The organism is Amycolatopsis circi (assembly GCF_003385235.1).
In the GTDB taxonomy this organism is placed as follows: Bacteria; Actinomycetota; Actinomycetes; order Mycobacteriales; family Pseudonocardiaceae; genus Amycolatopsis; species Amycolatopsis circi.
The window spans coordinates 18,880-32,020 of the sequence record NZ_PQIA01000074.1; the positions used below are offsets into that span (position 1 = coordinate 18,880).

Annotated in this window: 11 protein-coding genes; 5 read left to right on the forward strand and 6 right to left on the reverse strand. The window is 69.0% G+C overall.

Annotated features, from left to right (window positions below):
* Window positions 1-68: 68 nt before the first annotated feature.
* Window positions 69-1,727: an AMP-binding protein gene (locus tag D0D37_RS27610; protein WP_116203516.1), complete on the forward strand. Its 1,659-nt coding sequence runs from the start codon at window positions 69-71 to the stop codon at window positions 1,725-1,727.
* A gap of 229 nt (window positions 1,728-1,956) precedes the next feature.
* Here D0D37_RS27610 and D0D37_RS27615 read toward each other — a convergent pair whose 3' ends face one another.
* Both D0D37_RS27615 and D0D37_RS27620 read right to left on the reverse strand, forming a co-directional pair.
* The gene (locus D0D37_RS27615; protein ID WP_116203517.1) at window positions 1,957-2,928 is read right to left on the reverse strand and encodes a R2-like ligand-binding oxidase; all 972 of its coding nucleotides are present in this window, start codon (window positions 2,926-2,928) and stop codon (window positions 1,957-1,959) included.
* Window positions 2,925-3,536: a TetR/AcrR family transcriptional regulator gene (locus D0D37_RS27620; protein WP_116203518.1), complete on the reverse strand. Its 612-nt coding sequence runs from the start codon at window positions 3,534-3,536 to the stop codon at window positions 2,925-2,927. Before D0D37_RS27620 ends, D0D37_RS27615 begins: the two co-directional genes overlap by 4 nt.
* 108 nt (window positions 3,537-3,644) lie before the next feature.
* Between D0D37_RS27620 and D0D37_RS27625 the strand changes: the two genes are divergently transcribed.
* On the forward strand, window positions 3,645-4,265 hold the full coding sequence (locus D0D37_RS27625; protein WP_116203535.1) for an HAD family hydrolase: 621 nt from the start codon (window positions 3,645-3,647) through the stop codon (window positions 4,263-4,265).
* An 18-nt stretch (window positions 4,266-4,283) separates the two neighbouring features.
* Here the strand turns inward: D0D37_RS27625 and D0D37_RS27630 are convergent, their stop codons facing one another.
* Window positions 4,284-4,511 (reverse strand): hypothetical protein, encoded by a 228-nt coding sequence (locus D0D37_RS27630; protein WP_037807785.1) that lies wholly within the window; start codon window positions 4,509-4,511, stop codon window positions 4,284-4,286.
* 130 nt (window positions 4,512-4,641) lie between these two features.
* On the opposite strand from D0D37_RS27630, the gene D0D37_RS27635 reads away from it, so the two are divergent.
* Entirely contained in the window at window positions 4,642-5,028 is a 387-nt protein-coding gene (locus D0D37_RS27635) for a cold-shock protein (RefSeq protein WP_016337551.1), read from the forward strand.
* A gap of 221 nt (window positions 5,029-5,249) precedes the next feature.
* On the opposite strand, the gene D0D37_RS27640 is transcribed toward D0D37_RS27635, so the two are convergent.
* From D0D37_RS27640 to D0D37_RS27650, 3 genes are read right to left on the reverse strand one after another with little or no spacing between them, the layout of a single operon-like run.
* Window positions 5,250-5,726, reverse strand: coding sequence for a DUF2771 family protein (locus D0D37_RS27640; protein ID WP_244223690.1), 477 nt, complete (start codon window positions 5,724-5,726; stop codon window positions 5,250-5,252).
* A 9-nt stretch (window positions 5,727-5,735) separates the two neighbouring features.
* The gene (locus D0D37_RS27645) at window positions 5,736-7,745 is read right to left on the reverse strand and encodes an MFS transporter (RefSeq protein ID WP_116203520.1); all 2,010 of its coding nucleotides are present in this window, start codon (window positions 7,743-7,745) and stop codon (window positions 5,736-5,738) included.
* Window positions 7,746-7,783: 38 nt separating this feature from the next.
* Window positions 7,784-8,557, reverse strand: a complete 774-nt coding sequence (locus D0D37_RS27650) for a glutaminyl-peptide cyclotransferase (protein ID WP_116203521.1) — start codon at window positions 8,555-8,557, stop codon at window positions 7,784-7,786.
* 51 nt (window positions 8,558-8,608) lie between these two features.
* Here D0D37_RS27650 and D0D37_RS48895 point away from each other — a divergent pair, with 51 nt between their 5' ends.
* Together D0D37_RS48895 and D0D37_RS27660 are read left to right on the forward strand one after the other, a co-directional pair.
* On the forward strand, window positions 8,609-10,318 hold the full coding sequence (locus D0D37_RS48895; protein ID WP_425266973.1) for a DUF3027 domain-containing protein: 1,710 nt from the start codon (window positions 8,609-8,611) through the stop codon (window positions 10,316-10,318).
* Window positions 10,315-13,107, forward strand: a complete 2,793-nt coding sequence (locus D0D37_RS27660) for a sacsin N-terminal ATP-binding-like domain-containing protein (protein ID WP_116203522.1) — start codon at window positions 10,315-10,317, stop codon at window positions 13,105-13,107. Before D0D37_RS48895 ends, D0D37_RS27660 begins: the two co-directional genes overlap by 4 nt.
* Window positions 13,108-13,141: the final 34 nt, after the last annotated feature.

A 13,141-nucleotide genomic window follows, 5' to 3' on the forward strand; every position in this document is an offset into this window, starting at 1 on the left:
TGGCGGAAAGGTCCGAAATCAAGCTTAGACTCTGCTTCGTCGACGAAGACCGCCATCGGGAGGCACCCATGCCTGACGCGCCTGCACTGCCGAGTTACGCCTCCGGGACTTCCAGCGTCCCTCTGCTCGGCGACACGATCGGGGACAATTTCGACCGCACCGTGGCCGCGTTCGGAGACCGGGACGCGCTCGTCGACCGCGAGGCAGGCGCCCGCTGGACCTACCGCGAACTCGCCGCCGAGGTCGACACCCTCGCGCACGGGCTGCTGGCGTCCGGCGTCGGCAAGGGCGACCGCGTCGGCATCTGGTCGCCGAACCGGGCGGAATGGACGTTCCTCCAATACGCGACGGCGAAAATCGGCGCGATCCTCGTCAACATCAACCCGGCCTACCGCTCGCACGAACTGAAGTACGTGCTCAACCAGGCGGGCATCCGGATGCTCGTGGCCGCGGACAAGTTCAAGACGTCCGACTACGCCGCGATGATCGAGGAGGTCCGGCCGGACTGCGCGGGCGTCGAAGCGGTCGTGCTGCTCGGCACTTCCTCGTGGACGGAGCTGATGGAATCCGGCCGCGGCGGCGATCCGGCGCGGCTCGCGCAGCTGCAGGCCGGGCTGTCCGCCGACGACCCGATCAACATCCAGTACACCTCGGGCACCACCGGCTTCCCCAAGGGCGCGACGCTCAGCCACCACAACATCCTCAACAACGGCTATTTCGTCGGCGAGCTGTGCAATTACACCGAGGAGGACCGGGTCTGCATCCCGGTGCCCTTCTACCACTGCTTCGGCATGGTGATGGGCAATCTCGCGTGCACCAGCCACGGTTCGTGCATGGTCATCCCGGCCCCGGCGTTCGACCCGAAGGCGACGCTCGCCGCGGTCGCCGCCGAACGCTGCACGTCGCTGTACGGCGTGCCCACGATGTTCATCGCCGAGCTGAACCATCCGGAGTTCGAGACGTTCGACCTCGGCTCGCTGCGCACCGGCATCATGGCCGGATCGCCTTGTCCGGTCGAGGTGATGAAGCAGGTCATCGACCGGATGGGGATGACCGAGGTGTCCATTTGCTACGGCATGACCGAGACGTCGCCGGTGTCCACGCAGACCCGCGCCGACGATTCGGTGGAGCGCCGGGTGTCCACGGTGGGCCGCGTCGGCCCGCACCTGGAGTCCAAAGTGGTCGATCCGGAAACCGGGCTGACCGTGCCGCGCGGCACTCCGGGCGAACTGTGCACCCGCGGCTATTCGGTGATGCTCGGCTATTGGGAGGAACCGGAAAAGACCGCCGAGGCGATCGACGCCGCGCGCTGGATGCACACCGGCGACCTCGCGATCATGGACGACGAGGGCTACCTCAACATCACCGGCCGGATCAAGGACATGGTGATCCGTGGCGGCGAGAACATCTACCCGCGCGAGATCGAGGAATTCCTCTACACCCACCCGGACGTGCTGGACGCGCAGGTGATCGGCGTGCCGGACGTCAAGTACGGCGAGGAATTGATGGCCTGGATCCGGATGCGCGAGGGCGCGCAGCCGCTGACCATCGAAGCGGTTCGCGAATTCTGCCAGGGCAAACTGGCGCACTACAAGATCCCGCGCTATATCCACGTGGTCGAGGAATTCCCGATGACGGTCACCGGAAAGGTGCGCAAGGTCGAAATGCGCCAGCAGTCGGTGACCCTGCTGGGACTGGAGCAGGCGGCGTCGCAGAAGCACGCGTGACCCTCGTGAGTGTTTATGCCGGTTAGAACCCAATGCCACGTAGCTTATGTTGACAACGAAAACCGGTCTCATTTAGTAAGGCTCGTGACCAGCGACGATGGACTCACCGGTCGCCGCCGGAGATTCGCCACGATAGTCGCTAACCGCGAAGAAGCCGCAGGTCAGAGGCCATGATCAAATTAAGCTACGCGGCATTGGGTTAGAACCGGCATAAACACTCACGAGGAGGTCAGGCAGAGGCTGCTGCGGCGGCTTCGGCGAGGGCCTTTTCGTCTTCCTCGCCGAAGGTCTCCTCGAGTTGCTCGGGCGAGTAGTCGAGGTCGATCTGCTCGACCGGCGTGCCCCGCGCGGATTCGATCGCCCCGAGGCGGCGCTGGGCGCGGTCGGCGGCGTACTGGATCAACTCTTCGGGATCGTTGTCGAACGGAACTTCCTCGAATTGGTCCTGTACCCACTGGATCATGCCGAGCGCGTGCGGCAGCAGCTCGCCCATGCGCTCCTGCACCGCGTCCCACATCGCGTCGTCGGCAGCGACATGACGGCGGCAGGTGAACGTGCCCCACGCCATGTGCCGGCGTTCGTCGTCGCCGATGCGGCGCACCAATTCCTGCATTCCCGGCAGGATCTGGTTCTGCGTGCAGATCAGCTGCCACGAGTAATACCCGGTGAGCGCGAGGCTGCCTTCGATCACGTGGTTGTACGTCACGCTCGCACGGATCTGGTTGAGCGGACTGGGATCGGCCTCCAGCGCGCGCAGCGACTGCGGCAGCTCCTCGTAGAAAAGCTTGCGGTAGTGCGGGTTTTCCGCGACGTAGGAGTGCAGGTCGTCGTCCAGCCCGACAGCGTCCATCCAGCGCCGGAAGACCTCGACGTGCTTGGCCTCCTCGAAACAGAACTGCGTCAGGTACATCTCGTCGCCGAACCGGCCGGTGGACGACATCGCGCGCAGGAACGGCTGGATGTCCTCGGTCACCGCCTCCTCGCCCGCGATGAACTGCGCCACGAGGTAGGTGGTGGAGCGCTGCTGTTCGGGCGTCAGGCTTTCCCAGCCCGCGCGTTCCTGGCTGAAATCGAGGTCCGCCGGGTTCCAGAACTTCTTGTTGCCCTTGACGAACAGCCGCAACGGGAACGAGTCCCAGTTCAGCCCGCCCTTGCGCAGGGACGAGAATCCGCTGCGCAGTTCCGGAAGCGTCTCGGTCATGACTGGCCCTCTCGTTTCACTCCATTGTGGACGAATTGGTCGATGGCGGGGGCAAGCACCGCGAGGACCGACTCCGCGGCCTCGGACGCGGAATGCGTCGGCAGCACCAGGTGGCTCAGCGACAGCCGGACCACGGTTTCGGCGAGCAGCGCGGCGGCTTCCGGCGTGAGCCGGGGTTCGAGCGCGAGGTACTGCTGCGCCGCGAGATCGGCTGCCGCGGTGAGGATCGGCTCGCCGCGCGAGGTCAGCAGCGGAAGCAGATCCTCGCCGGCCTCGGTGCCGAGCGCCGCCGCGATCAGCCGGTTCTCCCTGGCGTGTTCGATCGTGTAGACGACCGCGCCGCGGATGCCCGTGAGCAAACTCTCCGCGTCCTCGAACCGGCAGCGGATCCCGTCGAGGAACTCCGCCGCGACGCGCAGCGCGACGGCCTGGGTGAGCGCCGCCTTGCTGCCGAACTCGTTGTAGACCGTCTGCCTGCTGACCCCGGCTTTCGCCGCGACGTCGGCCATCCGGAGACCCTGGTGGCCGCGGTCGGGGAGCAGGTCCGCGGCCGCGTCCAGCAGCGTCTCGCGAAGCGTCGCCTTGGTTCGCTCGGTGAAGCTGGTCACACCGCCAGCTTGACACAGACAGAATCTGTGTCAAGAAGGTTTACCTGGATGGTGCACGTGTACAGCGGCTCGCCGGAACTGTCGGTGCGGACGGCTACCGTGTGGGACGTGGGCATCACGGTGGGGTTCGACCTCGACATGACATTGATCGACCCGCGGCCGGGCATGGTCGCGGCGATGAACGCGCTGGGCAAGAAGTCCGGGCTGCCGTTCGACGGAGAGGCGTTCGCCGCGAACCTCGGGCCGCCGCTCGACCAGGCGCTGCGCGATTTCGGCGCGCCGGCGGACCGGATTCCCGAGCTGATCTGGCAGTTCCGCGAGCTGTACCCGGAGACGGTCGTGCCGAGCACGGTCGCGCTGCCCGGCGCGGCCGAGGCGCTGGAGGCGGTCCGGGCGGCGGGCGGGCGCACGGTCGTGGTCACCGGCAAGTACGGGCCCAACGCGCAGCTGCACCTCGACGCGCTGGGGATGAAGGTCGACGACCTGGTGGGCGAGCTGTGGTCCACGCAGAAGGCGGCGGCCCTGCTGGAACACGGGGCGCGGGCGTACGTCGGCGACCACCTCGGCGACGTGCGGGGCGCGCGAGCGGCCAACGCGGTGTCCGTCGGCGTGGCGACCGGTCCGTGCACCCGGGAGGAACTGACCGTCGAAGGCGCGGACGTGGTGTTCGACTCGCTGGTCGAATTTCCGGAGTGGTTCGTCCGGACCTTCGTGGGGACGGTGGTCTGATCCGGCGGTAAGCCCAGGTCAGCCGTGCTTTCCGGCGCGGGCTTCCTGGATCAGGGCGATGAGCCCGAGCAGCAGGCCGAGCGGGGTGATCACCCCGGCGGCCGCGCTGAGCCACACCGGCAGGTTTTCGAGTCCGGCGGCGAACAGCACGAACACCGTCGCCACCGCGAGCATGCCGATGGCGAACAGGCCGATGCCGAGCCGCATGAGGATCGGTTTGCCGGTCTGCTTGGCTGCGTTCTCCATGGGGTGAGAGTAACGGGACTATCCGCTTCTCCCCAGCGCCTGTGGCGAGATACGCTTGTCGGACGCGCGCCTCGAGATCGCTCGGGGCGCGTTCGTCGTGACCTGCACAGCAGAAGGACTGGTGAGGGAAGTGCCGACCGGCAAGGTCAAGTGGTACGACGCGGAGAAGGGGTTCGGCTTCGTCACGCAAGACGGCGGCGCCGACGTCTACATCCGCAAGGCCGCGCTGCCGCAGGGCGTAGAAGGCCTGAAAGCCGGGCAGCGGCTCGAGTTCGGCGTGGCCGACGGCAGGCGCGGGCCGCAGGCGCTCTCCGTCCGGCTGCTGGACCCGCCGCCCTCGGTCGCCGAAGCGCGCCGCCGTCCCGCGGAGGAACTGCACGGCCTCATTGAGGACATGATCAAGCTGCTGGAACTCAAGGTCCAGCCGGATCTGCGGCGCAACCGGTACCCGGATCGCAAGAACACCAAGCAGATCGCGGAGATCATGCGCGCGGTCGCGCGCGACCTCGACCCGTGATCGGCAGCTGGCGGAAGGACCGCAGAAGTCCGTGAGGGCCACCTTGAGGGACTCAGAGTCCGTGAAGGTGGCCCTCACGGACGACGATCCCGCCGCCCGCGAAGAGCGGTGCCGACCCCGTCGACCTGGGTAGACGCGCCTCGGAACTGCACCCGTGGCGCCGCTTTAAGTCCTGGAATTGGCGCTGGCGGCCCGCACGGATATTTCGATGCGGTCCGCGGTCAGGCGGGCTGGACCTGCAGAGACCACAGCGCCGTCGTGACCGCCTCCGCGTCGTTCGGGTCGCCGGTGCGGCTGATCACCGACGCCTGCGCGATCTCGACCACCACGATCTGGTCGTCCTTCGCGGGCGGGGTCGCGGTGTAGGCGTAGCGGTCGCGGGAGGTGATGATGTCCTCCTTGAGCGGCTGCGGCTCGCCCTTGCTGTTCACGTACTGCACGGTGACTTTCCAGGGCGTCTCGGCGATTTCCTTCGGCACCGAGATCTGCACCGAACGGCCCGGCCGCAGCTTGAGCTTGCCGGTCGCGCCGGGGTTGGCCGCGCAGACGCCGGATTTGATGTCGCAGTTGCCGATCGGGGCGACGTTGATCGTGTGCCCGTCGCCGTAGAAAGTCACCTCGGCCGGGCCCGGCGCGGAACAGCCGGCCACCGCGAAACCACCGGCCGCGAGCACGGCCATCACCCGGGAACGTCGCATGGCCCGAGATTACCGGCGGCCTCGCGCGGGCCCAGGAGCGGGGAAGCTGCCGGTCGGCTCTGGGCGCAATGGGCGATTGCCGCCGAGGCCCGGCAGGAGCGAACCGCCGCGCTGCACCAGGAAAGTCTGTGCCAGGCCGACTGCCAGCAAGAGCGTCACGGTAAGGAAGCCGATCCAGTACGTCGGCGGCAGCAGCAGCCCGACCGCGCCGCCGAAGCACCACGACAGCTGCAGCACCGTCTCCGAACGCCCGAACGCCGACGCGCGCGACTGTTCCGGCAGATCTTCCTGGATCACCGCGTCGAGACTGATCTTCGCCAGCGCACTGGCCGTCGCGCCGATCAGACCGACGATCGCCGCCGTGGCGAGGCCGGGCAGCAGCGTCGCGATCAACGTCGTCACGACACACGCCGCCACGCAGGCCACGATCACCTTGTCCGCCGAACCGAAGTGCAGCCGCGAACCCAGCGCGTTGCCGACGAACCCGCCGGTGCCCGCCGCCGCGCCGATGATGCCCAGCAACAGCAGCTGCACGAACGGACTGTGCCCCGCGCCTTCGGTCTGCGCCTTCACCGCGAAGGCCGCGAACATCATCAGGAACCCGGTCAGCACGCGGACGGAACCGTTGCCCCACAAGGCAACGACGATGTGCCGTCCCATCGGCTGGCGCTGCCGCTTCTGCTTCGGCTCCGGCCGCGCGGACAGCGACGTCGGGACCTCGCCCTCGGTCACCTCGACCCACGACGGGATCCGCATCGACTGCACGGCCGCGGCCACGCAGATCGCGGCGGTGAACCACAGCGCGCCCGAGGAGTTGCTCAGGCTGCTCACGCCGCTGGCCAGCGCACCGAACACGCCGCCCGCGATGAGGCCGAACACGGTGATCCGCGCGTTGGTCTTCGACAGCGTGATCTCCGGCGGCACGACGCGCGGCGTGATCGCCGCCTTCAGCACGGTGAACGACTTCGACAGCACCATCATCCCGAGCGCGGCCGGGTACAGCAGCCAGTCGTCGAAGTGCAGCGCCATCACCACGGCCATCAGGCCCTGCCCGACCGACGAGACGCACATCGCGAGCCGGCGGCCGCGCTGGATCCGGTCCAGCGCCGGGCCGATCACCGGCGCGACGAGCGCGAACGGCGCGATCGTGATCAGCAGGTACAGCGCGACCTTGCCCTTGCTCTCGCCGCTGGTCGCGGCGAAGAACAGCGTGTTGGCCAGCGCGATCGCCATCGCGGCGTCGCTGGCGTAGTTCAGCATCACCGCGTACATCAGCGAGGTGAGACCGGACTTGTCCGCGCCGTCTGCCTTGGTGGCGCGCTGGAACGCGCCGATCGCCTGCCCGCTCAGCTGACGGCTGCGCAGCGCGGCGACCCGGGTGACGGTGAGCTTCTTCGGCAGCTTCGGGACCGACCCCGCGCCGGGCACGGCAGTGGTGTGCAGCGCGTCGTCCTGGTCGTCCTCGACGCGGGGCTCGCCCGCGTAACCGCCGGTGTCGTAGTGCTCGTAACCGGCGCTGCCGGGACGGTCGTCGTACGGCTGCCGGTGGACGGGCTCGGTGCGGTGGTCGCGCGGCGGGTACGGCCGGGCGCCGCGCGGGGGCGGCGGTGGCGGACGGTGTCCCATCGGGACGGCGCCGGTGGGAGCTTCTTCCGCGTTCGGCTGGAACGGCGGCGCGTCGTCGTAGAACGCGCTGCGCGGCTCCGGCCGTCCGGGATAACCCCGGGGAGGACGCTGATCGACGTGCTCGGTCCGCGGTTCGGCTGGGCGACCGCGGGGCGGTTCGGGCGGAATGCGCTCCGGCCGGGCCCTCGGCGGTTCCGGCGCGTACTCCGGCGGAGCCTGGCGAACCCGCTGGTCAACGGCCTGATCGACCCGGGTCGGCGGGGTGTCGCGCCACGAACGGGCCTGCGCCGCGCCAGGCTCGGGAGTCCAGCGGCGCTTCTTCTTCCCACGGCCTTTGCCCGACTGCCCGCCGAGGGGGCTGTCGGAACCGGAGCGCGAGCTGAAGAGTGCCACGGTTCAATCCTGCCTCATCGAGGTCCCGCACCGCCCGCTCACGTGCCAGTTCGCTGATTTTCCGGGACGAACTTCACGCGGAACGACGACGGCCACAGCTTCCCGGTCAGCAGGAATTCGTCCGTGCCGGGAATCGCGGCGATGCCGTTGAGCACGTCCTCGCCGGGCCGGGCCGGCGTGCGGAGCCGGCTGGCGTCGATCTTCGCGGTGATCCGTCCGGTATTGGCGTCGATGCGCAGGATGGTTCCGGTCTGCCAGACGTTCGCGTAGACGGTGTCGCCGACGCACTCGAGTTCGTTCAGCTGATCCTGGCCGACCTCGACGGAACCAGTGACCGCAAACGTTTGCGGATCACGGAACGTGAGTTGCGATGACCCATTGCTCATCACCAGTCGGCCACTGGGCTGGTGACAGAGACCCCAGCCCTCGCCGTCGTAATGCACGCGCCGCAACTCGGCGAGCGTCTGGGAGTCGCGCTCGATGGCGATTCCGTCGCGCCAGGTCAGCTGCCACAGCTTCGGGCCGAGCACGGTGATGCCCTCGGCGAACAAGGGAGACGGCACTGTCACCTGTTTGGCTGGAGTTCCGCCGGCCGGGCCTGCGGTGAGCGAGGAGTGCCCTTCGAGGCCGCGACTCTCGTACAGCGTGCTGCCGGAGTACTCGAGCCCTTCGGTGAAGGCTGTCGAGTCGTGCGGCAGCGTCCCGAGCACCTGAACGGTGAGCCGTTCGGGCTGCGCGGGCGTCGCTTGAGTGCCCGCGCATCCGCCGAGCAGGGCAGCGGCCACCAGGGGCCAGACGATCCGGGTTCGCACGAGGAACAGCCTGGCACGGGCGGCGCGGATGCGTGCGGCACAATTGGGGGTATGACGCTGCTGTTGACCCTGGACGACGGCTCTCTCCACCGGAAGCTCGCGGACGCTGTCGAGGTCGCGCGGGAGGCCGTGCTGGCGGAAGCCCCCGCTGACCAGGTCGGCGAGCACGTCGGAGTGGAACGCGAGGACGCGGTCTCCGCGAGCCACCTCTTCGACGCCTCGGTGCCTGGCTACCGCGGCTGGCGCTGGTCGGTCACCGTAGCGGTGGCCGGACCGGACGAGCCGGTCACGGTGAGCGAGCTGGTGCTGCAGCCGGGCCCGCAGGCCTTGGTCGCGCCCGCTTGGGTGCCGTGGGAACAGCGGGTGCGCGCCGGCGACCTCGGCGTAGGCGACCTGTTCCCCGCGGACAAGGACGACCCGCGCCTCTCGCCCGCGTACCTCCAGTCGGACGACCCGGCGGTCGAGGAAGCGGCCCACGAGGTCGGCCTCGGCCGCGTGCAGGTCCTCTCGCGCTACGGCCGGTTGGACGCGGCCGCCCGCTGGCACGGCGGCGAGTTCGGCCCGCGCTCGGACATGGCCCGGAGCGCGCCCGCGACCTGCGGGACCTGTGGTTTCTTCGTGCCGCTGGCGGGTTCGCTGCGCGGCGCTTTCGGCGCGTGCACGAACGACATCGCGCCCGCCGACGGGCATGTCGTGGACGTGGCTTACGGGTGCGGGGCGCATTCGGAGGTGCGGGTCGAGGTGACCTCCTCGGTCCCGGTCGCGGAACTCGTTTACGACGACTCGCTGATCGACTTCACACCGGCCCCGGAGGCTGCTCCGGAGCCGAGTGCTGTCGCCGACCCGGTTGTCGTGGAGGAAGCGGCGGCTGCTGCGGCTGAGGAGACTGCGGCGGTCGCGGTGGTGGAACCGGAGGCGGCTGCGGAAGTGGCTGTTGAGGAGGCTGCTGCGGGAGCTTCGGACACTTCGGACGCAGTTGCGGCGGAGGTCGGGACTGCGACCGAGGAGCCGGTGGCGAACGCTGCGGCCGAGCCCGTTGCGGCTGAGGCGTCGGCTGCGGATACCGCCGAGCCGGTCGCGGTGGAGGCCGCGCCTGAGACTGCGGCCGGGAAGCCGGTGGAGAGCGCGGTTGCTGCCGAGGAGCCGGGGGCGGGTACTGCCGCCGAGCCAGTCGCGGCGGAGACCGCCTCTGGCGTGTCTGCCGAGCACGTTGCCGCTGAAACCGCGCCCGAGGCTGCGGCCGGGAAGCCGGTGGCGAACGCGGTTGCCGAGCCCGTTGCGGCTGAGGAGTCGACGGCAGGCACTGTCGCTGAGCCGGTCGCTGCGGAGACCGCGGCGTCGGCGGTTGAGTCCGGAGAGTCGGAGACTGGCGCGGTTGCCAAGCCCGTCGCTGCCGAAGAGTCGGCTGCGGCTGGGGAGCCGGTCGAGAGTGCGGTTACCGAACCGGCTGCGGCGGAGGGCGCTGCCGCCGAACCAGCTGCGGCCGAGACCGCGAATACGGCTGCGGCTGAGGAACCGGCGAGCGACGTAGCCGAAGGGGCCGCAGAGGCGTCCGGGGAACCGGCGAGCGCTGTTGGCGAGTCGGTCGAGGGCGCGGGCGTCGTCGAGGGTGCGGCGGCGGGTACTGCTGCTGACGTCATCGTCGAGTCGGTCGCTGCGGAGACGGCCGATGGTGTCGATCAGCCCGGGGTGGAAGAAGCCGCGTCGAACGGCGAGGAGCGGCAGCACGGCGGCTCCGACGGGAGCGATGTCGTCCGGTGAGCGAAGTCGCTGGGGGAGCGGCTGATCCTTTCGGGACAGTCCGGCTGCGGGAAGCGGTCCTGAGCGCCTGGCGCGACTCGCCTACCCGCTTCATCGAGGACACCAACTCCGAGCGCGACCTGCGCGTCGGCGCGTATCGCGATCGGTTGTTCGTCGAGCTGGCGCAGAACGCCGCCGACGCCGCGCAGATCGCGGGCGAGCCGGGGCGGATTCGGGTGTCCGTTGTGGACGGTGAGTTGCGGTTCGCGAATACCGGCGCGCCGTTGGACATTCGCGGGGTCGAATCGCTGGCTTCGTTGCGGGCATCGGCCAAGGAAGGGACTGTCGGGCGGTTCGGGGTCGGGTTCGCGGCCGTTCTCACCGTCACTGACGAGCCGCGGGTCGTTTCCACGTCGGGCGGTGTCGCGTTTTCCGCGCAGCGCACGCGGGAGGAATCCGGGCGGGGCGGCGACGTTCCGGTCTTGCGGCTGCCGTTTCCCATCACGGAGCAGCCGACCGACGGGTTCGCCACCGAAGTGCGGTTGCCGCTAAGGGAATCCGGAAAAGGGCTGCTCGACGGGCTGGCGAACGAGATCGAGGATCTCTTGCTGGCGCTGCCTTGGCTCGCTGAGGCCGAAGTGGACGGTCGCAAGTGGACTCGAACCGGGGAAGAGATCGTTGAGATAACTTCGCCGGGCGGGCACAAGCGTTGGCTGAAGCGCGGAGTCTGGGCGGTTCCGGTTGACGCCGAAGGGGTGCCGCAGCCGCTTGAGGACGATTTGCTGCACGCGCCGACGCCGACTGACGAAGGGCTTTCGCTTCCGGCTCGGTTGATCGCGGAAGTGCCGTTGGAGCCGTCTCGACGGCGGGTGCTTCCCGGGGCGGAGCTTACTCGTGCGTTGGAGAAAGCGGCGAGCGAATACGTCGGACTGGTCAGGGCCGTTAAGGCAGAGCATCGGCCATTGCTGGTGCCTGCGGCCGGGTTTCCGCAGTCCAATGTGGACGCAAAGCTGAAAGAGCTGGTGTACTCCGCGCTCGCGCATGAGCCCTGGCTGGCCACAGTGGACGGTCAGGAAGTCTCTGGACAGCAGGCCCGGGTACTCGACATCGACGGGCTGGCTCCGTTGTTGACGGACGTCATTCCCGGGCTGGTGCAAGCGAATCCGCGGCTGCTCAAGCCGGTGTCCGCGCACATCCTCGGCATTGGCGACGTCCTTGAAGTCTTGACTGGGATCGACCGCGAACCCGACTGGTGGCGGAAGCTGTACGCGGAGCTGGCGGTCGCGGTCGAGAGCCATGCGCTCAGCGCGAATCAGCTGGACGGGCTGCCGGTTCCGCTGTCGGACGGGCGGACGTTGCCGGGCGTCAAGGGCGCGTTGCTGGTCGACGGCAGCAGTGAACTCCGAGAGCTTCTGTCCGATGTGGACGTTCCGGGGCTCCGGCTGGTGCATCCGGGCGCGGCGCATCAGTTGCTGGAACTGTTGGGGGCCAAGCACGCTGACGCCCGCCAGCTGCTCGAAGCGGAACAGCTGCAGTATGCGGTCGAGCACAGCGTCGCGGACGTTCAGTCCGGTTTGGACGGAATGAACCTCGCCGGTGCGGTACTTCGGCTGGTCACGGATTGCGGCGATCAGGCACCGGCGTGGATCGGGGCGCTCGCGCTGCCCGCGGAGGACGGCTGGCGGCGCGCGGACGAACTGGTGCTGCCGACCTCGCCGTTGCTGGAAGTGATCGACGCTGAGGTTTTCGAGCCCGGTGGCGCGCTTTCCGTGCTGGACGAGGAATTCGCCGAAGACTGGCCGACCGAGACCCTTGTCGCGGCGAAGGTGCTCGACTCGTTCGCGGTCGTGCTGGACGAGGAGCCGCACGAACCCGATCACCATCTGCCGGACGAAGAGCAATGGTGGGATTCGTTCGAGCAACCGCCGACGACGGTGGTGTCCATTAGGGACCTTGATCTCGTCGCGGACGACGCTTGGCCCGAAGCGCTCCGACTGATCGCGGCGCGTCCGGAAACGTGGCAGGCGTTGCACAGTCCGGACGGGCACGCGGGCTGGTGGCTCGCGCGGTACGCCTTGCTGGCCGGGGAAGCGCCTGGCGCGTGGCGGCTCGCTTCGGCGACCGCGCTGGCGGGGCTTTACGACCCGGTGCCGGACCTTGAGCTGAGCGACGACCTGTTCCGAGCGGTCGGCGTCCGGACCGGGCTGGATCTGGAGACCGCGGAAGACGTCACCGATCTGCTCGAAAGGCTCGGTGATCCACAACGGACGCCGACCCCGGGGCTGGTGGCTCGTGCACACGCGGCGTTGGTGGCCGCGCCGATAGACATCTCCGACGTCGACGCGCCCGCCCGGGTCCGCGCGGCGGACGGGAGCGTCGTCGAGGACGCGGTGGTGCTGGACGTGCCGTGGGTCGCGGCGGCGCTCGATCCGGCGAAGATCATCGTCGCGCCCGCCGAACCGGAGCGGCTGGCGGAACTCCTCGACATCCCGGTCGCGAGCAGTCTCAAAGCCGAGGTCGACAGCACCGGCGAGTACGTCGCGTGGGCCGATTTGCCTGCCCTCGCGCTCGCGGTGGACCAGCTCGGCATCCCGCTGCCCGACGGCGGCGTCCTGCTGCACGACCCGCTCACTGTTACGGTCGACGGCGAAACGGCCGAGGTGCCGTGGTGGTCCGACGATCGGCTGCACGCGGCCGACACGTCCGAGGGGCTGGCGCGCGCCTTCGCCTGGGCGAGCGACCGCTGGGGCGAGCGCTACCGCCTCACCGCGCTGCTGGAAGACCCCGCGCCGCGCACCCTGCTGAACTGACGTCGTGAGTGCTGATCCCGGTTAGAACCGCGAT

Coding starts and splice junctions, on each gene's coding strand:
- D0D37_RS27630 (WP_037807785.1), bottom strand. CDS start 4,511: ATGGAGAACGCAGCCAAGCAGACCGGCAAACCGATCCTCATGCGGCTC.
- D0D37_RS27615 (WP_116203517.1), bottom strand. CDS start 2,928: ATGACCGAGACGCTTCCGGAACTGCGCAGCGGATTCTCGTCCCTGCGC.
- D0D37_RS48895 (WP_425266973.1), top strand. CDS start 8,609: ATGACGCTGCTGTTGACCCTGGACGACGGCTCTCTCCACCGGAAGCTC.
- D0D37_RS27610 (WP_116203516.1), top strand. CDS start 69: ATGCCTGACGCGCCTGCACTGCCGAGTTACGCCTCCGGGACTTCCAGC.
- D0D37_RS27640 (WP_244223690.1), bottom strand. CDS start 5,726: ATGCGACGTTCCCGGGTGATGGCCGTGCTCGCGGCCGGTGGTTTCGCG.